Genomic DNA, 24,225 nt, shown 5'->3' with positions numbered 1-24,225 from the left:
CTCACTTAATCCGCCAAGGGCTCCAGTTCAACCTGCTCTCCATGCAACACCTTGAACAGGTTCTCGAACTGCTGGGTAAGCGCGTGTTTTGGAGCCATGTGAATCAACGGCTGGCGACTCTGGTGGGACTCTTTCATTTTCACCGAGCTGGACAGTCGAACCGGAAGTACCGGCAGCCCCTCATCAAGCAGCTCTGACACCAGCCGTTTGGGCAGGCTTGCCCTGGGCTGGAACTGGTTGGCCACAATTCCTTCCACTACCAGCTCGTCGTTATGGTCTTCCTGCAGATCACGAATTTCATTGAGGATGTTGTAGAGCGCCTGACGGGAAAAATCATCGCAATCGAAAGGAATCAGACAACGCTGGGCAGCGATCAGGGCTGAACGGGTATAGAAGTTCATCGCCGGCGCCGTATCGATGTAGATCGCATCAAAAGTCTCGCCAAGTTTTTTCAGGGCTTCCCGAAGCTTGTAGATTTTATGCTTGGCTTCCAGCTTACGCTCCAGGAAATCCAGTTCGGGACTGGACGGCATCACAAACAGATTATGGAAAGGTGATGCGTGGACGAATTCATCCGGCCGCCGATTGAACACACTGAAGGACACTGTCTGCTCCAGCATATCAGCGACGGTATCCTTGAGCTCGCTGGAGGGCTTGTCCAGCAGGTAGTGGGTAGAGTTTCCCTGTGGGTCCAGGTCCACCACCAGCGTACGTTTGCCGCGCGCGGCGCTGATTGCGGCCAGGTTACAGGTGATACTGGATTTACCCACGCCACCCTTTTGATTGAAAACCACTCGTCTCATATCGCCCTCTGGATCATCCCCAAATGTGTCCAGGCCGGTCACGTGCCTGGTTGTTTATCGTTGTGTTTATTGCTTGTCTTTGTCGCGTGCTACTTGTTGCTGCGCCGCCGTTACCAGCCCATTACGGCCTTGACGAACGGGATTGTCAGCTTGCGTTGGGCCTGCAGGGAGTTCTCATCCAACCGGTCGAGGATCGCCAACAACTCGCCCAGCTTCCTGGGAGCTCTCCTCAGGATAAAGGTCGCCACATCGTCCGCCAGAACCAGGCCTCGCTGCTCGGCGCGGGCACGCAAAATGGTGGTGCGGTCTTCGTCCCGGTAGATTCCGAGCTGGACCAGAAGCCCATGTTGAAGCCTGGACACCAGATCACGCAAGCCGAACGGCAGATTACCGGGGACTTCGGACAGACTGACCATCAACTGGTGACGCTGATCAAGAACCCGGTTATACAGATGGAAAACAGCCTCTTCCCAGTCCGCGTTACCTGCAATCAGATCCAGATCATCCAGGCCAACCAGTTGTGCCCGTTCCAGCCCGGTCAATGCCCCAGGTCCGAACGGCAGCAACTCGCCGACGCTAACGCAGGTTGCATAGAGGCCCAGGCGCTCAGCCTCATGGCAGGCAGCCTGTAATAGGTGGCTCTTTCCGGTATCCGCGGCGCCACACAGCACCGTCACAGGCACGGTAGCGACGTTACCACACAGTTTTTTTAACCGCACCGCAGCTTCAGCGTTGCGGTCTCCATGAAAATTATCGAACCGGGCGTCATCCCTCAATTTAACGCCAAGTGTCAGCTGGGGCCCACTCAATGTTGCTTTGCCCTCCACGCACGAATACTCCATACCACCACATAATGGATTCCGCTCGCTACCGTTGACGCCGACACCAGAGCGATACCCGCCTCCCTGATCCAGCCCTGCGCCGGAAACTCGCTGAGCATGACGATAACCGCCAGCACCACGAGAATCTGCACCAGTGTATTGAGCTTGCCAAGAACACTTGGCTGCATGTCAAAACGCCCCACCCCATAGTGGTATACGAGCCCACCGATCACAATCAGCAAATCTCGCCCCAATACCAAAATGAACAGCCAGACCGGGAACACCCCAGTCAGGGACAGCATCAGGTAGGCAGTAATCAGAAGGGCCTTGTCAGCCAGCGGATCCGCAATAGCCCCGAGTCGGGAGCGCCAGTTAAATCGGCGAGCCAGATAGCCATCAAACGCATCAGACACCGCTGCGGCCAAAAAAACGATCAACGCCGGCCAATAATTTTCATGCCAGAGAAAAAAAGCAAAAGGGGCGATCAGGATCACCCTGAGAAAGGTCAGGGCATTGGGGATCCACCACCATTGTATGGTCATCTTGATCGCTATTCCTCAGCGGTGCCGTATCATCATTCGCGCTGTCCAATACCCTCAGCTGCGGGTTCCGCCTGCCAGCGGTAGTGGAGAACCGGATACAGGGACTCAAACGCCTGTTCTTTTTCTTGAGCACTCAGGGTCAGCGGCTGATAGCTGAATAATTCCCCGGCTTCCTCCTCAGATTCGCCCACGGTGTCGGCGGCAGTGCCTTCGTTGTCGCCAGTCTCGAATTCACCATTGGCCTCAGATGATGGTTCCTCGGCGCCTGCAGATTCATCCGCTCCAACCGCCATGTCTGGTTCAAGGTCAGCCGTCAGCTCTGGTACGCTGGCGACCGGAACAAACCGGGTATCCAGCGCCATATACTCTTCAAGCTGGCTCAGTTCCCCGGAGAACGCCACCCGGAGTGTCGCCTGATCCCGACGAACCTTGACCGGCCCCGCACTCAATACCGGGGCCAGCGCACTCAGAGCCTGCTTGGCCGCAGCGTAATCGGCCATGGAGTCAAGCCCATCAAGTACGATATCGACCTGGGGGGCGCCACTCACATCACCGGCGGCAATGGCGTAGCGCGCCGCCAACTGGTCTGCCCAGACACCCACTACCCGCTGGGCCAGGGATTCCGGCGAAGAGGCTTCAACCGTCTGCTCAGTCGCCTCAAGCCCGCGGCCTTCGATCAACCACGACGCGCGCCAGCTGTTTCTTTCAAAGCTGATACGTACAGCTGCCAGCAAATCGTAACCCAAAGCCTCGGACTGAAGCCGTACCGGCTCCATGAACTGGCCCCAGACTTCGGACAACAGCGTGCGATCACTGGCCACGTCTGCAGGAGGAACCGCCAGCGGCAATCCCCGCTCAACCGACGCAGCCTGGAATGCCCGCAGCCAGCGCAGCGACTGGGCATCGTCCTGTCCCTGGCCTTGACTGATCAGGCGTCGACCGGCCCTGTCCTGCACCGCAATCCACGCCAGCGTCAGCGGCCGGTTCACACCCCAGACCGGCGCATTGATTGCGGATAACGCCTGATTGACCCCCACCGCACCAAACGTCATTCGCAGGCGACTACCGGAATTCGAGCTTCCGCCGCGAACAAGCTGATATGACTGCAAAAGTGATTCGGCATTGGCCAACAACTCGTCAACGCCTTCCAGAGTCAGTACATCACTGCCTCCGGAAACCCGCAGCAGCACCTTGCGCAGGCCATCAGCGTAACCGTCCTGAAGTTGACCCGGGGCAGACCCCGCCACAGCAACCTCAACGGAATAGAGGCCATCAACTGTTACCGCAGCGACGGGTGCAGCGTACCCGGCCATAACGAACAAAACAGCGAGGAAAAAGCGAGAAAAGACTGACTTGGATGATTGGATCGAACGACCTGTTCCTGGCATGAAGCACCCTGGAGTTCCGTTTAATGGCGCATAGGATACACCAAGCCTATTAAGCTGAGTAGCAAACAGGCCAATTGCATTTGGAGCCCCTCTCCGCACCTGTTAAAATCCCGCGCTTATCTCACTGACCAAAACGGTTTCCAATACCATGAGCGACAAGAAGCCCTCTCTCACCTATCGCGATGCTGGCGTAGACATTGACGCCGGCAATGAACTCGTCAACCGGATCAAGGACACAGCAGCACGAACCCGCCGTCCTGAGGTTCTGGGTGGACTGGGAGGCTTCGGAGCCACGGTCGCCATCCCGGCAGGTTATCGGGAGCCGGTGCTGGTTTCCGGCACCGACGGTGTTGGCACCAAGCTCCGCCTGGCCATGCAGCTCGCCAAACACGACACCATCGGCATTGATCTGGTCGCCATGTGCGTCAACGATCTTGTGGTCGGTGGTGCCGAACCGCTGTTTTTCCTCGACTACTACGCCACTGGCAAGCTCAACGTCGATGTGGCCGCGCAGGTTGTTGCCGGTATCGGCGATGGCTGCGAGCAATCCGGCTGTGCGCTGGTGGGCGGCGAAACTGCTGAAATGCCTGGCATGTACGAAGGTGATGATTATGACCTGGCCGGTTTCTGCGTTGGTGTCGCGGAACGCAGCGAAATCATCGACGGTACCCGGGTTGAATCCGGTGACGCTCTGATCGCTCTGGGCTCATCCGGCCCACATTCCAACGGCTATTCCCTGATCCGCAAGATCCTCGAGGTCAGCAACGCCGATCTCGACCAGAAGGTGGGCGACGCCAAGCTGTCAGATGCCCTGATGGCACCGACCCGCATCTACGTCAAGAATCTGCTGCAGCTGCGCAAAGAAGTCGATATCCGCGCCATGTCCCACATCACCGGCGGCGGTTTGCCGGAGAACATTCCCCGGGTACTGCCGAAAGGCAGCTGCGCGGTGATCGATACCGCCAGCTGGACGCTGCCCCCGGTATTTCAGTGGCTGCAGGAAGCCGGCGGTGTCGAGAGCAACGAAATGTACCGCACCTTCAACTGCGGCATCGGCATGATCATTTGCGTGCCTGCCAATCAGAAGCAACTCGCCCTCGACGCACTGGCGAGCATGGGTGAGCAGGCCTGGCAGGTCGGTGTTATCGAATCCCAGGACGACGCCTCTGCCGATCCCGTGGTGCGTTACGCGCCGGAGTTTCTGGCCTGATGACATCACAGGACATCACCACGCCACGCATTGTTGTATTGGTGTCTGGCAGCGGAACGAACCTGCAGGCACTGATTGACGCGACCCGGGAACGGGAGTTCCCGGGGGACATTGTGGCCGTCGGTTGCAACCGCCCCGACGCATTCGGCCTGGAGCGGGCCAAACAGGCCGGCATCGAGACCTTCACTGTCGACCATACCAGGTTCGACTCACGGGAAGGCTTCGACGCCGCATTGAGGGCGGAAATCGTACGCCACAGTCCGGATGTCGTCGTGCTCGCAGGTTTCATGCGCATCCTGACCGCCGATTTTGTCCGCGCCTTCCACGGCCTCATGTTGAACATTCATCCCTCCCTTCTGCCTCACTATACCGGCCTGAACACTCACCAAAGGGTGCTCGATGCCGGTGACAGCAAGCACGGCGTGTCCATCCACTTTGTGACCGAAGATCTGGATGGCGGCCCGGTCATTGCCCAGGCGGAAGTGCCGGTTGAAAGCGGCGATTCCGCCGCCAGCCTTGCGCGGAAAGTCCAGGAGAAAGAACACCTGCTCTACCCGATCGTCCTGCGTTGGTTCTGTGAAGGCCGCCTGCGACTGGTGGACGACCAGGTATGTTTCGACGGCCAGCCCGTGCCAGCCCCCATGGTTCTGTCTGCGGACTGACCACACTTGGCCACTGCCCCATCAGGGGCAGCGGCACCCGCCTCGTTTTCGGCTCTGACCGCGCCCCAACTTACGGTTTTGTCACACCAATTTTGCGATAGCAGGCTAGAATCAGGACAACACATAATTAAAATCATCCGCATTTCCTGCCAGGAGTCCTGGAATGCCCGCTGTGGAACACCACCTTAACGGCGTTTTCGCCCTGATCATCGCCTGCCTTTTGCTGCTTGCCCCCATAAGCGCCAGCCATGCAGACGAGCAGATGAGCGATGCCGCGCCACAGGACATGCCTTACCCGGAACTGGTGCCATACTCCGCCAGCTTCCGCGCTTCCCTCAACAAAGGGGTTGCCATCGACGGACAGGCTACTCGCGTCCTGCAACGGCAAGATGACGGGCTCTGGAGCTACCGGTTCAAGGTCGACTCATTCATCGCTGATATCGAAGAGTCGGTACTCTTCCGCTGGACGGGCACTCAGGTCCAGCCGTTACGTTATCGCTATAAGCTATCCGGCGTCTTTATCCGCGACCGGACTCGCGCAATCGACTTTGACTGGGAAAACGGTATCGCCCGGGGCGATCATGAAGGCCGGACCTTCAGCCTCCCCCTGCGGGATGGCAGCCTTGATCCGCTCGGCTACCAGTTACAACTGCACCAGGATATTCGCGCCGGCATGACGGAAATGAGCTACCACGTGATCGATAAAGGCCGCTTCGACGAGGATCAGTTTTCAGTGATTGGAGAAGAAACCCTGACGACCCGCCTTGGTGAAGCCCGGACCGTCAAGATTGAGAAGGTTCGAAGTGAAACGAGCAAGCGGGAAACCCTGATGTGGTTCGCCCCGGAGTGGGATCACATGATGGTGCGCCTGACGCAGAAAGAACCAGACGGCACCACTTATGAAATACATATCGAGAACACCAACCTGACACCCTAGGCCGACACCCAGAGCCGGCCCGGGCTCGCTAGTGCCCGGCTTCGGCCCAGATGGTTTTCACTTCGTCGGCAATTATCCGCAACCCTTTCGCCACCTGCTCATCGTCCTGGGAGTAGGTCACACGCAGACACTCATTGCGGTGGCGCCAGCCATCGTCTGGCAGCCCCGGGAAGAAATAATGTCCGGAGACCACCAGAACTCCCCGGGCCTTCAGGCGCTGGTAGAGTTCAAGACTGCTGACCGGCAACCCCGGAAACCAGAGCCACAGAAACATTGCCCCTTCTGGTTTATGCACATACCAGCGACAGTGCTCTCCCATGGCAGCAGAAAACTCCGACACGGCCCGCTCCATTTTCCCCTTGTAGAATGGACACACCACATCCCGGCTCAGAGACAGGATCTCGCCACTGCGTACCAGCGGCTCAGCCACCATAGCGCCAAAACTGCCGGTGGCCAGGTTCATGATTGCATTCACACTCGCCAGCGCCTCAATGATCGGCTCAGCAGCAATCACTATGCCGGTCCGGGCTGCCGGCAGCCCTAATTTCGAGAGACTGAGGCACAGAACGATCTGCTCATTCCAGTGCGGGGTCGCATCGACGAACAACAGACTGGGGAATGGCGTACCGTAGGCGCCGTCGACAATCAACGGTACATCGTGGGCTCGGGCCAGTACTTCAAGCCGCGCCAGCTCCTCATCCGTGACCACGTTACCGGTGGGATTGGTCGGCCGGGACACACAGATAGCGCCGGTTTCTGCCGTCACCTCAACCGCGTCAAAGTCGACCCGGTACTTGAACTCATGGGCATCCGTAAACGTAATGTCCGGTCGCACCGCCTTGAACAATTCCGGAGCGATACCGGCATCCGCATAGCCAATGTATTCCGGTGCCATTGGCAGCAGAATGTGCTTACGGGAACCGTCACCGTAATCACCGCCGAACATGTTGAATAACATGAAGAAGGCTGCCTGGCTGCCGTTGGTCAGGGCAATGTTCTCAGGCTTCAGTCCCCAGCCATACTCCTGGTTGAGCATGTCCGTCAGAGCGCTGATGAACTGCTTTTCACCCTGCGGGGGATCATAAATGCCCACCAGCCGGCGAACGGCCGCCTGGTCGATGGCAAGCTCATGAAGGATCTCTGAAAATCTCTCCTGCACCTGGGGGATGTGTCCGGGATTACCACCCCCCATCATGACCATCTCATCTCCGGACGCGAGTGCGTTACCGAGGTCTTCCATCAATGATGTAATGCCAGCGCCGGAGGTGAATTTCCGGCCAAATGCAGAAAGTTTCATGGTTCTGGGCCATTTCTGTCAGGTGGACATCGAAGGAGGTTTGGCACAAAGCCCCTAACTGAGTTTAGGGGCAGATCAGTCCTGAAGCGAGATACCGATATTGCTGATGCCGCCGTTTTCCGCAAGTGCCTTCAGCTCTTCGACATAGGATTCGGTGGGAACACGTTGACGCTTGAGCGACAGCACCAGTTCACGCTGGAACTGCTTATCGTCTTTCATCAACGGGTGCTGATCCAGCAGACGGACGAGATCATCCTCATCAAGGTCATCACCTTCAGAAACTTCAATAAAGGACATGACCGTGCCCGTCGCCCACTGGGCTGCTTCGCTGGCGCGATGCTTGCCCGGGTTCAGCCGGCTCAGCAGCGCCCCCTCCAGCAACCGGCAAAAATCGTAGGCCGGATACACCCCGTAGGCATCGTAGGCGTCCACGTCCGGAGCCAGGGCCTCCAGCTTGGTCAGCATCTGAGGGATGGCACTTTCTTCTGTATCTTCTTGCAGGAGCCCCCAGGACAAGTCCAGTAACTGGCGCATTTTGGCACCGGTTTTCAACGCCAGCGCATCGGCAAACAACGCATAGTTGACAAACCCACGCTCCGCCAGGGCCAGCAGGAAGGCGGTCTCACGCCACCCCTGCAACTGCTCTACGGCCTTGAAAAACTGGTTGGCATTCACTGGGACGCTCTCCGCTGCAACACTGGTTGGGGCATCATGTCTTGGGCAACGTTACGCCGGTCTGGCCTTGGTATTTCCCACCACGATCTTTGTAGCTGGTGTCGCAGATCTCATCGGATTCAAAGAACAGCATCTGGGCAACGCCCTCGTTGGCATATATCTTTGCCGGCAAGTTGGTGGTGTTGGAAAACTCAAGGGTCACGTGACCTTCCCACTCCGGCTCCAGAGGCGTGACGTTCACGATGATACCGCAACGGGCATAGGTGGACTTACCAAGGCACACGGTCAGTACATTACGGGGAATACGGAAGTATTCAACCGTGCGGGCCAGTGCAAAGGAGTTGGGCGGAATAATGCAAACATCGCTGGTGATATCGACAAAACTGTTGTCATCAAAGTTCTTTGGATCCACCGTCGCAGAATGGACGTTGGTGAAAATCTTGAACTCATTGCTGCAACGGACGTCGTAGCCATAGCTGGAAGTACCGTAAGAGATCACGCGTCCTTTCTCGGACTCCCGCACCTGGCCCGGCTCATACGGTTCTATCATGCCGGCCCCTTCGGACATGCGGCGGATCCACTTATCGGATTTTATGCTCATCAGTTCTGTCTCGCGGTGAATTCTGTGGAGTCATCTAAAGTCTGGCGCAGTAGTTTACCTTCCCGCGCCGGACATGGCCAAAATCAATAGTTCTCAGTCATCGCTGATTGAGATGCTGGGGATCGGCGCGCTGAGGTTCGCCTCCCGCTGGGACAGGTTCGCGCTGACCCGACGGGCAATGTCGCGGTATCGGCGGGCGACTTCCGAATCCGGCTCTGCAGCCACCGATGGGTTGCCACTGTCCGTCTGCTCACGAATCGTCATGTGCAGCGGCAGCTGACCCAGTAGCAGGGTGCTGTACTCTTCCGCCACCCGCTCACCACCGCCATGACCAAACAGCGGCTCCTCATGCCCACAATTGCTGCAGATATGCACGCTCATGTTCTCGACCACCCCCAGTACAGGAATGTCGACCTTACGGAACATTTCAATGCCCTTCTTGCAGTCCAGCAGAGCGATGTCCTGCGGCGTCGTCACAATCACCGCCCCCGTCACCGGGACCTTCTGCGCCAGGGTCAACTGGATATCGCCGGTTCCCGGCGGCATATCGACGATAAGGTAGTCCAGCTCATCCCACAGGGTTTGGGTTAACAGCTGCTGGACCGCACCGCTCACCATTGGCCCACGCCAAACCATAGGCGTCTTGTCGGTCACCAGAAAGGCCATGGAGATGGCTTGCAAGCCATGGGCCTGTACCGGAAGAAAATACTTGTTCTCGCGGGTATCCGGGCGGGTACCTTCCTTGATACCCAGCATCATGCCGATACTGGGCCCGTAGATATCGGCATCGAGAATCCCCACCCGGGCCCCTTCCTGACTCAAAGCCAGCGCAAGATTGACCGCGGTGGTGGATTTACCGACACCGCCTTTTCCGGAAGCAACCGCAATGATGTTCTTGACCCCGGCGATGGATTGCAGGTCGCGCTGGGCCTGGTGAGCACGAATACGCTGAGTCACCGTGACCGATACGTCGTTAACGCCATCCACAAATTCAACCGCGTTACCCACCAACTGCCGAAGTGCCCCGGCAATACCCTCGCTGGCATAGGGCAACTCAACGGCAACGGCAACGTTCCCGTTATCCTCCACCGTTACCGATTTCACGGCGTCAAGGTCATAGAGATCCCGCTCCAGATAAGGGTCCTTGTATTCTCTGATTGCTGCTTCCAGAGCTTCTCGGGAAATCTCAGTCATGCCTTTCTCCAGGGTTTGAAACCAGGTAAATCCACAATCGGCGTAGCCGGCGCTCACCAAATTGACCGGCAACACCCTCAACACGATAAATTAGGGCGTTCCAGATGAAAAATTGCCGCCCGGAAGGTATCATCTGTGCCCGCTTCTGACCACAACCATTCTTGATCAAGGTTCGGACTTTTAACATGACCCAAGCCAGTGCACAGAAACAGCGCGACATTCTGGTAACCAGCGCCCTGCCTTACGCCAACGGCCCGATTCACCTGGGCCACCTGTTGGAGTACATCCAGACGGATATCTGGGCCCGATACCAGCGAATGCGCGGTCAGAACTGTTATTACGTGTGCGCCGACGATGCTCATGGCACGGCCATTATGCTACGGGCGGAGCGGGAAGGCATTACCGCAGAATCCCTGATTGATCGTATCCGTCAGGAGCACCAGGCGGACTTCGCCGGGTTTCACATTCACTTCGACAACTACCACTCCACCCACTCGGAGGAGAACAAGGAGTTTTCGGAGTACATCTACCGGCGTCTGCAGGAAAACGACCATATCGCGACCCGCAAGATCACTCAGGCCTACGACCCGGAAAAGCAGATGTTCCTGGCCGACCGCTTCATCAAGGGTACCTGCCCGAAGTGCAAGACTGAGGATCAGTACGGCGACAACTGTGAAGCCTGCGGAGCAACCTATACCCCTGCGGAGCTGATCAACCCGAAATCCGCAGTCTCCGGAGCGACTCCGGTCGAGAAAGAATCCGAGCACTATTTCTTCCGTCTGCCGGAATTTTCAGACTTCCTGCAGAACTGGACCCGCAGCGGCACCCTGCAGCCCCAGATCGCCAACAAGCTGGCCGAATGGCTGGACGCTGGTCTGCAGGAATGGGACATCAGCCGTGATGCCCCCTATTTCGGATTCGAGATCCCCGATGCACCGGGCAAGTACTTCTATGTCTGGCTGGATGCCCCGATCGGTTACCTGGCCAGCTTCAAGAACCTGTGCGATCGCGAAGGTATCGACTTCAACCGGTTCTGGGGACCGGACTCCGACGCCGAGGTGTACCATTTCATTGGCAAAGACATCATCAACTTCCACGCCCTGTTCTGGCCTTCGATGCTCCACAGCGCAGGCTTCCGTACCCCAAGCGCGGTCTGGGCCCACGGCTTTGTCACCGTTAACGGCAAGAAGATGTCCAAGTCTCGTGGCACCTTTATCATGGCCCGCACCTATCTGGATCACCTGAATCCGGAATACCTGCGTTACTACTTCGCGGCCAAGCTCGGCAGCGGCGTTGATGACATGGACCTGAACCTGGAAGATTTTGCGGCCCGGGTCAATTCCGACCTGGTGGGTAAAGTGGTCAACATTGCCAGCCGCAGTGCCGGCTTTATCACCAAGCGTTTTGATGGCCAGCTTGGCCAGGTTACCGAAACCGACAAGCTGAATGCCTTCGTGGCCGCCGGTGAAGAGATCGCCGAGCACTATGAATCCCGTGACTATGGCCGCGCCATGCGCAAAGTGATGGAGCTGGCCGACATTGCCAACCAGTACGTCAATGACGAGCAGCCCTGGGTCGTTGCCAAACAGGAAGGTCAGGATAATCGCCTGCAGGCAATTTGCAGCAATGCCATCAACATGTTCCGCCTGCTGATGACCTACCTTGCTCCAGTTCTGCCTAAAACCGCGGAGGCTTCTGCGGAGTTTCTCAACAGTGCCCTGGACTGGAACAACCGCGGCAATCTGCTCGAAAACCACAGCATCAACAAGTTCAAGCCGCTGATGAACCGGGTTGAGATGCCGCTGATCGAGAAAATGCTGGAAGCTTCGAAAGAAGAGGTGAGTGCAGAGACGGCCGAGCCAGCCCCGGCAGCCAATATTGAACCGGTCGCCGATGAGATAGAATTTGGCGACTTTGCCAAGGTCGACCTCCGCGTCGCCCGGATTGTCAAAGCTGAGCATGTTGAAGGTGCCGACAAGTTGCTGCGCCTGACGCTGGATATCGGCCACGGTGATCGCAACGTCTTCGCAGGGATCAAGTCAGCCTACAAACCGGAAGACCTGGAAGGTCGGCTTACCGTGATGGTTGCCAACCTGAAGCCCCGGAAAATGAAATTTGGACTGTCCGAAGGCATGGTGCTGGCAGCGGGACCGGGCGGCAAGGAAATCTTCATTCTGTCACCGGATTCCGGGGCTACGCCCGGCATGCGGATCATGTAAATTCCGCCGGAGCTGATGTTAATGACGGAATACCTGCTGATTTTGGTCAGCACCATACTGGTGAACAATTTTGTTCTGGTTCAGTTTCTTGGATTATGCCCATTTATGGGTGTGTCCGGGAAGCTGGAAACCGCTATGGGCATGTCACTGGCCACCACCTTTGTACTTACGCTGGCGTCGGTCTGCAGTTACCTGGCCTATACCTACCTGCTTGCACCGTTGGGCCTGGGCTTTCTCAAGACCATCACCTTTATTCTGGTGATTGCGGTGGTCGTGCAGTTCACCGAAATGGTGGTCCGTAAAACCAGCCCGCTGCTGTACCGGGTTCTTGGCATTTTCCTGCCGCTCATTACGACCAACTGCGCGGTACTCGGTGTTGCCCTGTTGAATCTAAACAAGCAAAACAACTTCGTTGAGTCTGTGCTTTATGGATTTGGTGCCGCTGCCGGGTTTTCACTGGTTCTGGTACTTTTCGCGGCCATGCGTGAACGTATCGCTGTATCTGATGTACCCGTCGCCTTTCGCGGTGCCGCTATCGGCATGATCACGGCAGGACTGATGGCACTGGCGTTTCTGGGCTTTACCGGCCTGGTCATCGTTTAGGATCAGGAGGCCAAGAGATGCTAACCAATGTACTGATTGCTGTAGCTGTTCTGCTGTCGCTGGCAGTTCTGTTTGGCGGTTTGCTGGGATTTGCAGCTGAGCGCTTCCGCGTTGAGGGGAACCCGCTGGTCGACCAGATTGACGGACTGCTGCCCCAGACTCAATGCGGGCAGTGTGGTTTCCCCGGTTGCCGCCCTTATGCCGAAGCCATTGCCAGCGGAGAAGCGATCAATAAATGCCCTCCGGGTGGCGAAACCACCATCAAGGCATTGGCCGACCTACTGGATGTCGAGCCTCAGCCACTGGATTCAGAGCATGGCGTCGAGCAGGCTAAACGCGTAGCCGTCATCCGCGAAGACGAATGTATTGGCTGCACCAAATGCATCCAGGCCTGCCCTGTCGACGCGATCCTCGGCGCTGCCAAACACATGCACACCGTGATCGAAAGTGAATGCACCGGCTGTGACCTGTGCGTCGAACCCTGCCCCGTAGACTGCATTGACATGGTTACGATTCAGGCCGATATCCGTACATGGACATGGGCACCTCCCACCAGCAACATCATCGCCACTGATCGTCAGGAGGTTTCCGCCTGATGAGCAAACTGTGGAGTTTTACCGGCGGAATCCATCCCCCGGAGCGTAAAGAACTGTCCACTGGACGCGCCATCGAAAACGCGGGCATACCGGAGCAGCTGATCCTGCCATTGCAGCAGCATATTGGCTCGCCGGCAGAAACGATTGTTGCGGTCGGCGACAAGGTGCTTAAAGGGCAGCCGCTGGCAGCGGTGGACGGTCCGGTAGGTGTTCCGGTGCATGCCCCAACCTCGGGGCAGATCGAAGCCATCATACAACACCCGGTGCCGCACCCTTCAGGCATGAGCGACTGGTGCATCCTGCTCCGCCCAGACGGCGAAGACACCTGGGGCGAACGCCACCCCCTGGAGGACTACCGCAATCTGGACCGGGAAGAGGTACTCGCTGCCATTCGCAACGCGGGTATTGCCGGTATGGGCGGCGCGGGCTTCCCCACCAACATCAAACTGCGGCCACCCCGGGATCGTAAGGTCAGCACCCTGATCCTCAACGGCGCGGAATGTGAGCCCTACATCACCGCAGACGATATGGTGATGCGGGAACGGGCACCGGAAATCATCGCCGGGCTCAAGGTCATGGCCTGGATTCTTCGTCCTGAACGCTGTGTGATTGCCATTGAGGACAACAAGCCCCAGGCCATTGCGTCCGTGCGCGCGGCCTGTGCCGGCACCCAGATCGAAGTCATGGTTATTCCCACCAAATATCCATCCGGTGGCGAAAAGCAGCTGGTGCAGATTCTTACCGGCATGGAGGTTCCTCACGGCGGCATTCCTGCTGATATTGGCGTTATGTGCCAGAACGTGTCTACCGCTATAGCCGTTGGCCGCGCCGTATTCCAGGGTGAGCCACTGATTTCCCGGATCACGACGGTGACCGGCGAAGCCGTCTCGAATCCCGGCAATTTCGAGGTGCTACTGGGCACCCCGGTCAGCTACCTGTTGGAACGTTCGGCGCTCAATAGCAACCGGCTTAACCGCCTGGTCATGGGCGGGCCCATGATGGGCTACACCCTGCAAGGCACCGAGATTCCGCTGATCAAGACCAGCAATTGCATTATCGCAGCGACAGCATCTGAGCTACCGGATCCGGAGCCGGAACAGCCGTGCATCCGCTGCGGCAGTTGCGCCGAGGTCTGCCCAATGGACCTGCTGCCCCAACAGATGTTCTGGCATGCCAAAGCGGAGGAGTTCGACAAGGCTGAGCACCTCAACCTGTTTGACTGCATCGAATGTGGGGCCTGCAGTTATGTTTGCCCCAGCTCAATCCCTCTGGTTCAGTATTACCGCTTCGCCAAAGGCGAAATCCGCACGCAGCAGGCTGAGCAGCTGAAAGCCGACCGGGCGCGCGAGCGGTTTGAAGCCAGGCAGGCCAGGCTGGAACGCGAGGCCGCGGAAAAAGAAGCGAAACGAAAGGAACGCGCACGCGCAGCCGCTGAAGCCCAGGCCCGCAAACAGGCTGAAGCCAGTGCTGCCGCTGCGGAACCAGCTGACGACCGGGCAGCCAAGGCAGCAATGGTTCAGGAGGCCTTAGCCCGCAAGAAAGCCAAGGCAGACGCCGTTGCGACACCGGCGTCCACTGAAGTTGCCGATGTAAACGCCTTGCGCGAACAACTCGACAAAGCCCGCGGTAAGCTCGCCAATATGCAAGGCATGCTGGACGAGGCCCGCGCCGCAGGTGCCGATTCGGTTGAGAAACTGGAGCGGGCGGTGGCCAAAAATCAGGAACGGGTCCAGCGGGCCGAAGAGGCGCTTGCCGCCGCTCAGGAAGCGCCCCAACCAACCCCAGAACCTGTCGCACCGGTACAGTCCCCCCCATCCCAGGAAGCAGCACAGGTCATGCCGGACCTCGCGGAACTCGAAGCCCAGCTTGATAAGGCCCGGGACAAGCTCGCCACCATGCAGGGCATGCTGGACGAAGCGCTCGCGAATGGCGCCGACAATGCTGAGAAACTGGAACGGGCGGTGGCCAAGAACCGCCAGCGGGTCGAGCGTGCCGAGTCAGCGCTGGCAGAAGCCAGGCATCAGCTGGAAGCCCAGGCAGCAGATCAATGATTGACCGTATCTCCCCTATCAGGCAACAACGTTCATGGCGCTAATACAACAGTCTTCACCGCATGCCCGCGGGGCCCGATCCACTTCCAGGGTAATGCTCTGGGTCATTCTGGCGACCTTACCCGGTCTGCTGGCCCAGACCCTGTTCTTCGGTTGGGGAAACCTGATCAACGTGATCTTGTGTGTCGCGGTAGCGCTGGCGGCGGAGTCCGCCATGCTGGCAATCCGCAAGCGTCCCATCGCGTTCTTCCTGAAAGATAATACCGCGGCTGTGACTGGCCTGTTGCTGGGCCTTTCGCTGCCGCCGCTGGCACCGTGGTGGGTATCCGCCGTGGCCGTACTGAGCGCAGTCATTCTAGCCAAGCAGCTCTACGGCGGCCTGGGGTCGAACCCGTTCAATCCTGCGATGGTCGGTTATGCCTTGGTACTGGTCTCTTTCCCGGTCGCCATGACCACCAACTGGGCACAACCCGGGCTGCTTTGGGAAAGCGCGCCTTCTTTTGGCGACACACTCAGCACCATCTTCTCGGCTCAGCAAACCGCGGTGGACGCATTCACCGGCGCCACGCCTCTGGACAGTTACAAACACCAGATTGCCACGCATACGGCCAGCGAGGTGCTGAAGAGCCCAATTTTTGGCGATGGGGTTGCCCATGGCTGGGAGTGGGTCAATGCCGCCTTCCTCGTCGGCGGCCTGCTTCTGCTCGCCCTCAGGATCATTACCTGGCACATCCCCCTGGCCATGCTGGCAGCCATCAGCATCATGAGTCTGGCCTTTGGCAGCGATGCCGATCAATATGCCCCGCTGTCCCTGCATCTGCTGGCGGGAGCCACCATGCTCGGCGCGTTCTTTATCGCCACCGACCCGGTTTCGGCGGCCACCAGCCATCAGGGCAAACTGATCTATGGTGCCGGCATAGGTATCCTGGTGTATCTGATCAGGACCTGGGGCAACTACCCCGACGCCATCGCTTTTTCGGTACTGCTGATGAACTTCGCGGTGCCCTTCATTGACCACTACACGCCTCCGCGCACCTATGGCCATCACAAGGCACGTCGGGGCATTCCTACCAGGAATCAGGGTTAAGTCATGGCAGCACTCGGACAGTCTATTCGCCGCAGCGCCATTGGTCTCGGCCTGTTTGCGGTTTTTACCGGCGGTACCATTGCCATTACCCAAGCGCTCACCGCGGATCGGATTCAACTGCAGGTGGCCCGGGCCGAAGCTCGCGCCCTCTATGAGATCATCCCCGAAAGTCTCCATAACAATGACATGCTCAATGACACGGTTGTGTTGCCGGCAGATGAGCGTTTCCGGTTCCCGCAACCGGTGAACGCCTGGGTCGCCCGGGTGGACGATAGCGCGATTGGTCTTATCCTCCCGGTGGTGGCGCCGGATGGGTACTCCGGAAATATACAGATCCTGGTGGGCGTATCGCTCTCCGGTGACGTCCTTGGGGTACGGGTAACCGGGCACAAGGAAACACCGGGACTGGGTGACAAGGTTGAACTGAAAAAGTCCAACTGGGTACTGGATTTCAATGGCCGCTCTCTGGACAACCCGGGGCTCGATGGCTGGACTGTCGCCAAGAATGGCGGTGTCTTCGACCAGTTTACTGGTGCGACCATTACGCCAAAAGCGGTGACCGGTGCGGTGCGGAATGCCCTGCTGTACCTCCGCGCCCATGAGTCCGATGTCGCCCTTGCCGTGGCAACCCGAACAGCACAGGAGTCCCCCTGATCATGGCCAACAAGACCCCGCTTGAGATCATCAAGGACGGCCTCTGGCTCAACAACCCGGCACTGGTACAGGTGCTGGGACTCTGCCCTCTGCTCGCCGTCACCAGTACCGTGGTGAACGCGTTGGGACTTGGCCTGGCAACGCTGTTGGTGCTCATGGGATCCAATCTCGCGGTGTCGCTGATCCGCAACTTTGTCAGCGATTCGGTCCGGTTACCCGCCTTTGTGATGATCATTGCCTCTTTCGTAACCTGCGCAGAATTGCTCATGCAGGCGTTCACCTATGAGCTGTATCAGATTCTCGGCATTTTCATTCCCTTGATTGTCACCAACTGCGCCATCCTCGGGCGCGCTGACGCCTTTGCCTGCAAGAACCCACCCCATCTGGCGCTCCTTGACGGCGCAATGATGGGGCTTGGATTCCTGGTTGTGCTGGCGGTGCTTGGCGGGTTCAGGGAACTCGTTGGCCAGGGCACGCTGTTCACCGACATGCAGCTTCTGCTTGGTCCGGGCGCCGCTGACTGGGCCATCCGGCCACTTGAGAACTACCCGGATGTCCTTTTCATGATCCTGCCTCCGGGCGCCTTCATCGGCCTTGGCCTGCTGATCGCCATCAAGAATGGCATCGATAACCGGATCAGCCAGCGCCAGGTCAGCGAGGTAAAAGAACCTGCCATTACGGGTAGCAAGCGGGTACGAGTTACCGGCCAGGTGTCTTGAGGCAAAACAAATCATGAACAAGCAGAAGCGGACAGAAATTTTCACCCGGCTGCGGGATGCGAATCCTAATCCCACGACCGAGTTGAACTATTCCTCGCCATTTGAGTTGCTGATCGCGGTTATTCTATCGGCGCAGGCCACGGATGTGGGGGTCAACAAAGCGACTGACAAACTGTACCCAGTTGCCAACACTCCGGAAGCCATCTTTGCCCTGGGCGTTGACGGCCTGAAGGAATACATCAAGACCATCGGACTGTTTAACAGCAAAGCTGAAAACGTCATCAAGACCTGCCGCATGCTGATTGATCAACACGGCAGCGAAGTACCGGACACTCGGGAAGCCCTTGAAGCGCTACCCGGTGTCGGCCGGAAAACCGCCAACGTGGTGCTCAATACTGCTTTTGGCCAGCCGGCGATGGCCGTTGATACCCATATTTTCCGGGTCTCGAACCGAACGGGCATTGCACCGGGCAAGAACGTGCTGGAGGTCGAGAAGCGTCTGGTAAGGCTGATCCCAAAAGAGTTTCTGCTGGACGCCCACCATTGGCTGATTCTGCATGGCCGCTACACCTGCACAGCTCGCAAGCCCAAATGCGGGATCTGCCCGATCGAAGATCTCTGCGAGTTCAAACAAAAGCGGGATTACCTCGACTAGCAGGCCCGGGCGGGCCTGCTAGTGCCGGATCAGCTGACGATCAGCCCTGTCCCAGCATTTTGGCTTTCAGGTCCTCTTGAGCAGGCTGTTCCGACAGCCAGATACCAAACAGAGCCTTTTTGAAACTCAGGTCACCGATGGTGGCGTGAACATCCCCGTTCTTCAGCACACGAACACCTTCACCTGGCAGGTAGACCAGATCAAAGACGTCACCTTCCTTGATCTCTTCGGCAAAGACATTCAGAAATGCTTCGACCTCATTCCGGATCGCAGAAAGATCCCCACCGGTGGCGTTCTCGAAGCCCTCCAGAGTTGCTGAGGTCATCTTTTCACTGGTGATCATGCCTGAAATGATGTGCAGGGTGATGGCCTGCGGCTCATCCGCATTAATGATCGCCTCGGCGTCGCTGGCTTTCTCCGGTACGTACAGTCCGCCCACGTAGAGATCCAGGAACCATTTGGAGCGAATGCCCGCACCGTTCAGGGTCAACTGAGTATCCTGAGCGGCGTAGGTGTCGGGCACGTCGATGCCGTCAACGGTCAGTGCGGCAACCGGTGTCGCCAGAGCAGCGGACAGCATGCAGGAAGCAAGTAGTGTTGATAAGGCCTTGTTCATCGTCCATTCCTTTATGTTATTAAAGTTATCGTTGTGCTGCCGATCCGATACACCCTTGGTCGGCACACGGATTGTAACAAGCCCCCCTCAGCGCCGGACGTAACCTGGTTCTCATTTGCAGCCCAACAAAAAAAACCGACCCAGTGGGTCGGTTTTTATTATTTGTCGCCGATAACTTTTTAAAGCGCCCTACCGAGTCGGAAAGGGGTAAAAGCTCGCAACTATTTAAACAGCATGTTACCGGAAAGGCCTTCTTTTTCAAGGATCTCCCGCAACCTGCGAAGCGCCTCGACCTGAATCTGGCGTACGCGTTCGCGGGTCAGGCCAATCTCCTGCCCTACTTCCTCCAGGGTGCTGGTGGCATAACCTCGCAGGCCAAAGCGCCGGGACAACACTTCCTGCTGTTTATCACTCAGCTGGTCAAGCCAGTTTTCAATGCAGGAACACATGTTGTTGTCCTGCAGCAGGTCGGCCGGATCGGTTGCCGCCTCATCGGCTACGGTATCAAGCAGGGACTTCTCGCCACTGCTGCCAATCGGGGTATCTACCGAAGCGACCCGCTCGTTCAGGCCCAGCATCCGCTTAACATCGGCCACTGGTTTGTCCACCATGCGGGCGATTTCTTCCGCCGAGGGCTCATGGTCCAGCTTCTGGGTCAGCTCCCGCGCAGCACGCAGATAGAGGTTAAGCTCCTTGACCACGTGAATTGGCAGGCGAATGGTACGGGTCTGATTCATAATCGCCCGTTCAATGGTCTGACGAATCCACCAGGTAGCGTAGGTAGAGAAACGGAAACCGCGCTCGGGATCGAACTTTTCCACGGCCCGAATCAGGCCAAGATTGCCTTCTTCGATCAGATCCAGAAGGGTCAGTCCACGATTTACATAGCGGCGGGCAATTTTAACCACCAGGCGAAGGTTGCTTTCAATCATCCGCTTGCGACCAGACTCCTCACCTTTGCGGGCAAGGCGTGCAAAATACACTTCTTCTTCTGGTGTGAGTAACGGTGAAAAGCCTATTTCATTGAGGTAAAGCTGGGTGGCATCCAGTTGTTTCTGGCTGCTGAGATAACGCCCCTGGGTGGGAAAATCCCCCTTCCCCTTGACGCTGCGTGAATTGCTATCGTCTTTTTCATCGACAGACGCTTCAATCACTTCCTCTTCGGCGTCCTCCACTTCTGACTCACGGTCGATAATCAACTCTTCATGTTCTGCTGACATAACTAGCCCCGCCTTTCAATGACCCTGTATTTTTCGCCTACCTGTGTAATTTTTTATCGTAGGCGCCTGCTGTGTAATCGTTTTTGTTAGATTCAGGAACATTTTTCATTGATGGCCACAATGCCTTCCCTGTGGCCAACAGCATCCTTATTTATGCGGTATTTCTAACAGGCCTGGCAGCCATTCTCAGCGGGGGGGCAGATATCGGGCGGGGTCAACCGGGTTGCCATCCTTGCGAATTTCAAAGTGCAACTTGGGTCTGTCCGCTCCACTGCTTCCCAACTCAGCTATGACCTGTCCTGCCTGGACGTTTTGCCCCTCCTGCACCAGAATATTTCGATTATGCGCATAAGCGCTCAAATAATGCTCATTATGGTTCACGATAATCAGATTACCGTAGCCAAGCAAGCCACTTCCTGCATAGACAACGTTACCGGATGCAGCGGCCCTGATTTGATCACCGGTATTACCCGCAATATCAAGACCTTTATTGACTTTGCCAGCAGTTGAGAATCCTGCAATTACGGTGCCAGAGTGTGGCCAGCGCCATTCGATGTTCGATACCACCTGGGTCTGGTTGCCTCGGGACGAATTCGTCTGGGGCGGCCGCGTCACTGGCGGAGTCGGACGAGTAGTGGCCGGTCTGGTTGCCGAACTGCCTGCAGTTCCACGACGGCTGGCGACTGACCCAGTTTGGGGGGAGGATGTGACAGTTCCGCGACGATCCAGTCTCAACACCTGACCTTCACGGATATGATACGGCGGCGCTATGCCATTGGCATTGCCCAGCTCCCGGTAATCACGCCCATAACGCCAGGCAATGCTGTAGAGAGTCTCGCCTCGTTTGACCAGGTGCTGCCCCCAGTAAACTGGAGGATTGTAGGAGTTGTCCTGATAGATCGCAGAGGTATTACAGGCTGACAGCAGGATCAGGGATGCCAGCAGTGGGAGAGCCCGTGACAGGCGGAATATCCGGTGAACAAAAGACCAACAAAAACCGCCGCCGCTACGCCAGGGAGCATGCAGCCTGTTTATTACCACTTGGACCCACCGGTGCTCCAACAACACAAATATAAAAACACCCTGTTTATTGCCAATCAGTATAAAAAATACGGTCTTTTCTAAAGTCTCTGCACTAACCTGCTAATTTATTGCACATTTCTTGTGCGAAACCAAGTTACGCCGTTTGCCTTCCTGTTACTTCAGGAAACAGCCAAACGGCCTTTCGGTAACACTTAGCTTTTGCACTTATCGCCAGGATCGCGACCGGCACCTCGCCCCACGGTACCTCGCTCAGACCTTTACGGGTGCGTTTCCCCGCTGGCCAAGCCACTCAATCAGCAGCACCAGGGCAAAGCCCGCAAAAGCACAGAGAATGGCGAGCATGAGCTGTGATGGCACGCCCGTAAGGTCAGCGTAGTGCATCGGAGAAACGCTGTTCTGGACGAGAGGAACCTGTTCTCCGTGACTGTTCACTCGCCAGCTCAGGGTTTCCTTCCATGGCCACACCTTGTTCAACGCACCGACCATAAACCCTGTCAGGACCGCCAAAACCCGGTCGTGGTGGTGATGGATAGCCCAGGTCAGGACCCGCGCAATAGACAGCAACCCAATGACACAGCCTGCAGCGAACAGGGCCAGCATGCCGATCTCTCCGCCCTTGATCGCCGCCAGCACCGGCGCATACATCCCGATGATCAGAAGGATGAAACTGCCAGAGATACCCGGCAGGATCATCGCACAGATCGCAAGTGCACCGGACGCAAGGAATACCAGTGCCGACGGGGACACCTCGCCCGCCGGCAAAGCGGTAATCCACCAAGCGAATGCCGCGCCCGCTGCCACAGGTAGCAGCAGTGACCATTCACGTTGGCGCACCTGACGAAATACATGCCAGACCGACGCAACGATCAGGCCAAAGAAAAAACTCCAGATCAGCACCGGGAATTCCGCCAGCACGTAGGTAATAACCGATGCCAGGGTCACTACGCTGGTCAGGATTCCTGCGAGCAGGCACACCAGGAAAGTGCCGTCACAGCGATCCCAGAATTCCCTCAGTCGCCCTCTGAACAGCTCTGTAACAATCGCCACCGGGACGGCATTCACCGCAGCCAACAGGCGAAAGTAGATACCCGTGATGAACGCGATGGTCCCGCCGGACACCCCAGGCACAACATCCGCTGCGCCCATGGCCATACCGCGCACAAAGATACCGGGCAGACGTTGGTGCCGCCCGGTTTCATCCGATTCGTTCATCGCACCACGCCCCCAAGCAATGGCACGAATCTGACCGGCTCAATTTCTTCTGTGACAAACTCATCGCCCTTGCGTTCTATGCGCATCAGCATCTGCGATTCCTCGCCAATCGGGGCGATGATCACACCACCATCGGCCAGCTGTTCCTTGAGCTCATCCGGGAGCACCTTCGGCGCAGCAGTCACGATGATCGCATCAAACGGGCCCTTTTCTGGCCAACCGATACCGCCATCAGCGTGGCGCAGAAACACATTGCGCAACGACAGGGTCCGCAGACGCTCCCGAGCACGATCCTGCAACGGCTTGATTCTCTCAACGCTGTAGACTTCATCCACCAGATTAGCCAACACCGCCGTCTGATAACCGGAGCCGGTACCCAGCTCGAGAACCCTGGACGGTTGGGTACGGATCAGTTCCTCTGTCATTTTTGCCACAATGTAGGGCTGGGACAGGGTCTGCCCGTGGCCAATCGGCAAGGCTGTATCTTCATACGCGCGGTGAGCCAGAGCCTCATCAAGGAAGATATGACGCGGCAGGTTGGCCATGACTTCCAGCACCCGTTCATTCGCAATACCATTGTCACGCAAGCGCTGGATCAGTCGCATGCGGGTGCGGCGGGAGGTCATGCCAATCCCCTGAAGTTCTGCAACCATCAGCGCACCCCCTCCAACCATTCTTCCAGAGTGCCCAAGGCCTCATGACGAGTCATATCCACATGAACCGGGGTGATTGACACATAGCCCTCCAGAACCGCTTCAAAATCGGTTCCTTCGCCGGCATCACCTCCAACGCCGGCTGCCCCGATCCAGTAACGGGCCTTACCCCGCGGACACGTGACCGGAACCGCGCCTTCGGCTTTTCCCCGATGCCCCAATCGTGTGACCCGGAACCCCTTCAACTCGTTCCACGGCACGTCGGGAACGTTCACATTGAGGATACTCCGGGGCCCCAGAACCAGCGGCTGCTCCTGCTGCAACAGCAACTTAACGACCCGGGCAGCCGTTTCGTAATGATAGTGGCCGTTATTGACCAGTGATACCGCAATGGCCGGCAACCCCAGGTGACGACCTTCCATCGCAGCGGCGACCGTTCCGGAATAAATAACATCATCACCAAGGTTTGCGTGGGTGTTGATGCCAGAAATCACCCGATCGAACGGCAGTTCAAAGAGGCCGTTAACGGCCAGGTGAACACAGTCTGTCGGCGTGCCATCAACGGACCGGAAGCCGTTAGGATGCTGCTCAACCGTCAACGGCCGGTTCAGTGTCAGCGCATTGCTGGCACCGCTGTGGTCACGGTCCGGGGCAACCACTTCCAGCACCCCGAGGTCTTTCAGCCCGTCATAAAGGGCAAGCAGCCCGGGTGAATGAACACCGTCATCATTGGACAACAGAATACGCACAGTTTTCTCCGCTAGCC

General features: G+C 57.5%; 25 protein-coding genes. 11 read left to right on the top strand and 14 right to left on the bottom strand.

Annotated features, from left to right (window positions below):
• Positions 1 to 5 precede the first annotated feature (5 nt).
• The 4 genes from BLV11_RS05120 to BLV11_RS05105 all read right to left on the bottom strand — a co-directional run bounded on the left by BLV11_RS05120 (position 6) and on the right by BLV11_RS05105 (position 3,479).
• Positions 6 to 803 carry a ParA family protein gene (locus BLV11_RS05120; protein WP_091811903.1) on the bottom strand — a complete coding sequence of 266 codons (798 nt, stop codon included), beginning with the start codon at positions 801 to 803 and terminating at the stop codon, positions 6 to 8.
• A gap of 110 nt (positions 804 to 913) precedes the next feature.
• A complete protein-coding gene (gene hda / locus BLV11_RS05115) occupies positions 914 to 1,612 on the bottom strand; it encodes a DnaA regulatory inactivator Hda (protein ID WP_091811902.1) in 699 nt (232 codons plus the stop codon).
• A complete protein-coding gene (locus tag BLV11_RS05110) occupies positions 1,609 to 2,166 on the bottom strand; it encodes a CDP-alcohol phosphatidyltransferase family protein (RefSeq protein ID WP_091811901.1) in 558 nt (185 codons plus the stop codon). The genes hda and BLV11_RS05110 overlap by 4 nt, the downstream gene beginning before the upstream one ends.
• A gap of 32 nt (positions 2,167 to 2,198) precedes the next feature.
• On the bottom strand, positions 2,199 to 3,479 hold the full coding sequence (locus tag BLV11_RS05105; protein WP_245725923.1) for a DUF2066 domain-containing protein: 1,281 nt from the start codon (positions 3,477 to 3,479) through the stop codon (positions 2,199 to 2,201).
• 223 nt (positions 3,480 to 3,702) lie between these two features.
• Between BLV11_RS05105 and purM the strand changes: the two genes are divergently transcribed.
• The 3 genes from purM to BLV11_RS05090 all read left to right on the top strand — a co-directional run bounded on the left by purM (position 3,703) and on the right by BLV11_RS05090 (position 6,363).
• Positions 3,703 to 4,764, top strand: coding sequence for a phosphoribosylformylglycinamidine cyclo-ligase (purM, locus tag BLV11_RS05100; RefSeq protein ID WP_091811899.1), 1,062 nt, complete (start codon positions 3,703 to 3,705; stop codon positions 4,762 to 4,764).
• On the top strand, positions 4,764 to 5,426 hold the full coding sequence (purN, locus tag BLV11_RS05095; RefSeq protein ID WP_091811898.1) for a phosphoribosylglycinamide formyltransferase: 663 nt from the start codon (positions 4,764 to 4,766) through the stop codon (positions 5,424 to 5,426). Before purM ends, purN begins: the two co-directional genes overlap by 1 nt.
• Positions 5,427 to 5,589: 163 nt before the next feature.
• On the top strand, positions 5,590 to 6,363 hold the full coding sequence (locus BLV11_RS05090; protein ID WP_091811897.1) for a DUF3108 domain-containing protein: 774 nt from the start codon (positions 5,590 to 5,592) through the stop codon (positions 6,361 to 6,363).
• A gap of 28 nt (positions 6,364 to 6,391) precedes the next feature.
• On the opposite strand, the gene BLV11_RS05085 is transcribed toward BLV11_RS05090, so the two are convergent.
• The 4 genes from BLV11_RS05085 to apbC all read right to left on the bottom strand — a co-directional run bounded on the left by BLV11_RS05085 (position 6,392) and on the right by apbC (position 10,130).
• On the bottom strand, positions 6,392 to 7,660 hold the full coding sequence (locus BLV11_RS05085) for a valine--pyruvate transaminase (RefSeq protein WP_091811896.1): 1,269 nt from the start codon (positions 7,658 to 7,660) through the stop codon (positions 6,392 to 6,394).
• A 75-nt stretch (positions 7,661 to 7,735) separates the two neighbouring features.
• The gene (locus tag BLV11_RS05080; RefSeq protein ID WP_091811895.1) at positions 7,736 to 8,335 is read right to left on the bottom strand and encodes a DUF416 family protein; all 600 of its coding nucleotides are present in this window, start codon (positions 8,333 to 8,335) and stop codon (positions 7,736 to 7,738) included.
• A 34-nt stretch (positions 8,336 to 8,369) separates the two neighbouring features.
• Entirely contained in the window at positions 8,370 to 8,936 is a 567-nt protein-coding gene (dcd, locus tag BLV11_RS05075) for a dCTP deaminase (protein WP_091811894.1), read from the bottom strand.
• A 93-nt stretch (positions 8,937 to 9,029) separates the two neighbouring features.
• Entirely contained in the window at positions 9,030 to 10,130 is a 1,101-nt protein-coding gene (gene apbC / locus BLV11_RS05070) for an iron-sulfur cluster carrier protein ApbC (protein WP_091812238.1), read from the bottom strand.
• A gap of 185 nt (positions 10,131 to 10,315) precedes the next feature.
• On the opposite strand from apbC, the gene metG reads away from it, so the two are divergent.
• From metG to nth, 8 genes are read left to right on the top strand one after another with little or no spacing between them, the layout of a single operon-like run.
• Positions 10,316 to 12,349 (top strand): methionine--tRNA ligase, encoded by a 2,034-nt coding sequence (gene metG / locus BLV11_RS05065; protein WP_091811893.1) that lies wholly within the window; start codon positions 10,316 to 10,318, stop codon positions 12,347 to 12,349.
• A gap of 21 nt (positions 12,350 to 12,370) precedes the next feature.
• The gene (rsxA, locus tag BLV11_RS05060) at positions 12,371 to 12,952 is read left to right on the top strand and encodes an electron transport complex subunit RsxA (RefSeq protein ID WP_091811892.1); all 582 of its coding nucleotides are present in this window, start codon (positions 12,371 to 12,373) and stop codon (positions 12,950 to 12,952) included.
• Positions 12,953 to 12,969: 17 nt separating this feature from the next.
• On the top strand, positions 12,970 to 13,548 hold the full coding sequence (rsxB, locus tag BLV11_RS05055; RefSeq protein ID WP_091811891.1) for an electron transport complex subunit RsxB: 579 nt from the start codon (positions 12,970 to 12,972) through the stop codon (positions 13,546 to 13,548).
• A complete protein-coding gene (rsxC, locus tag BLV11_RS05050; protein ID WP_091811890.1) occupies positions 13,548 to 15,599 on the top strand; it encodes an electron transport complex subunit RsxC in 2,052 nt (683 codons plus the stop codon). Before rsxB ends, rsxC begins: the two co-directional genes overlap by 1 nt.
• 34 nt (positions 15,600 to 15,633) lie before the next feature.
• Entirely contained in the window at positions 15,634 to 16,686 is a 1,053-nt protein-coding gene (gene rsxD / locus BLV11_RS05045) for an electron transport complex subunit RsxD (protein WP_091811889.1), read from the top strand.
• 3 nt (positions 16,687 to 16,689) lie between these two features.
• Positions 16,690 to 17,340, top strand: a complete 651-nt coding sequence (gene rsxG, locus BLV11_RS05040) for an electron transport complex subunit RsxG (RefSeq protein ID WP_091811888.1) — start codon at positions 16,690 to 16,692, stop codon at positions 17,338 to 17,340.
• A gap of 2 nt (positions 17,341 to 17,342) precedes the next feature.
• Positions 17,343 to 18,059, top strand: coding sequence for an electron transport complex subunit E (locus tag BLV11_RS05035; RefSeq protein ID WP_091811887.1), 717 nt, complete (start codon positions 17,343 to 17,345; stop codon positions 18,057 to 18,059).
• A 13-nt stretch (positions 18,060 to 18,072) separates the two neighbouring features.
• The gene (gene nth / locus BLV11_RS05030; RefSeq protein WP_091811886.1) at positions 18,073 to 18,714 is read left to right on the top strand and encodes an endonuclease III; all 642 of its coding nucleotides are present in this window, start codon (positions 18,073 to 18,075) and stop codon (positions 18,712 to 18,714) included.
• A 40-nt stretch (positions 18,715 to 18,754) separates the two neighbouring features.
• Here nth and BLV11_RS05025 read toward each other — a convergent pair whose 3' ends face one another.
• The 6 genes from BLV11_RS05025 to surE all read right to left on the bottom strand — a co-directional run bounded on the left by BLV11_RS05025 (position 18,755) and on the right by surE (position 24,208).
• Positions 18,755 to 19,330: a chalcone isomerase family protein gene (locus BLV11_RS05025; RefSeq protein ID WP_091811885.1), complete on the bottom strand. Its 576-nt coding sequence runs from the start codon at positions 19,328 to 19,330 to the stop codon at positions 18,755 to 18,757.
• 221 nt (positions 19,331 to 19,551) lie between these two features.
• Positions 19,552 to 20,550 carry an RNA polymerase sigma factor RpoS gene (gene rpoS, locus BLV11_RS05020; RefSeq protein ID WP_091811884.1) on the bottom strand — a complete coding sequence of 333 codons (999 nt, stop codon included), beginning with the start codon at positions 20,548 to 20,550 and terminating at the stop codon, positions 19,552 to 19,554.
• Between the two features lie 186 nt (positions 20,551 to 20,736).
• Positions 20,737 to 21,522 (bottom strand): peptidoglycan DD-metalloendopeptidase family protein, encoded by a 786-nt coding sequence (locus BLV11_RS05015; RefSeq protein WP_217634544.1) that lies wholly within the window; start codon positions 21,520 to 21,522, stop codon positions 20,737 to 20,739.
• A gap of 321 nt (positions 21,523 to 21,843) precedes the next feature.
• Positions 21,844 to 22,806: a polyprenyl-phosphate transporter gene (locus BLV11_RS05010; protein WP_245725922.1), complete on the bottom strand. Its 963-nt coding sequence runs from the start codon at positions 22,804 to 22,806 to the stop codon at positions 21,844 to 21,846.
• A complete protein-coding gene (locus BLV11_RS05005; RefSeq protein ID WP_091812235.1) occupies positions 22,803 to 23,459 on the bottom strand; it encodes a protein-L-isoaspartate(D-aspartate) O-methyltransferase in 657 nt (218 codons plus the stop codon). The genes BLV11_RS05010 and BLV11_RS05005 overlap by 4 nt, the downstream gene beginning before the upstream one ends.
• On the bottom strand, positions 23,459 to 24,208 hold the full coding sequence (surE, locus tag BLV11_RS05000) for a 5'/3'-nucleotidase SurE (protein WP_091811883.1): 750 nt from the start codon (positions 24,206 to 24,208) through the stop codon (positions 23,459 to 23,461). The genes BLV11_RS05005 and surE overlap by 1 nt, the downstream gene beginning before the upstream one ends.
• Between the last annotated feature and the right edge of the window lie 17 nt (positions 24,209 to 24,225).

This window comes from Marinobacter mobilis (assembly GCF_900106945.1).
Taxonomy (GTDB): Bacteria; Pseudomonadota; Gammaproteobacteria; order Pseudomonadales; family Oleiphilaceae; genus Marinobacter; species Marinobacter mobilis.
This window is presented reverse-complemented; position numbering and strand designations above follow the sequence as displayed.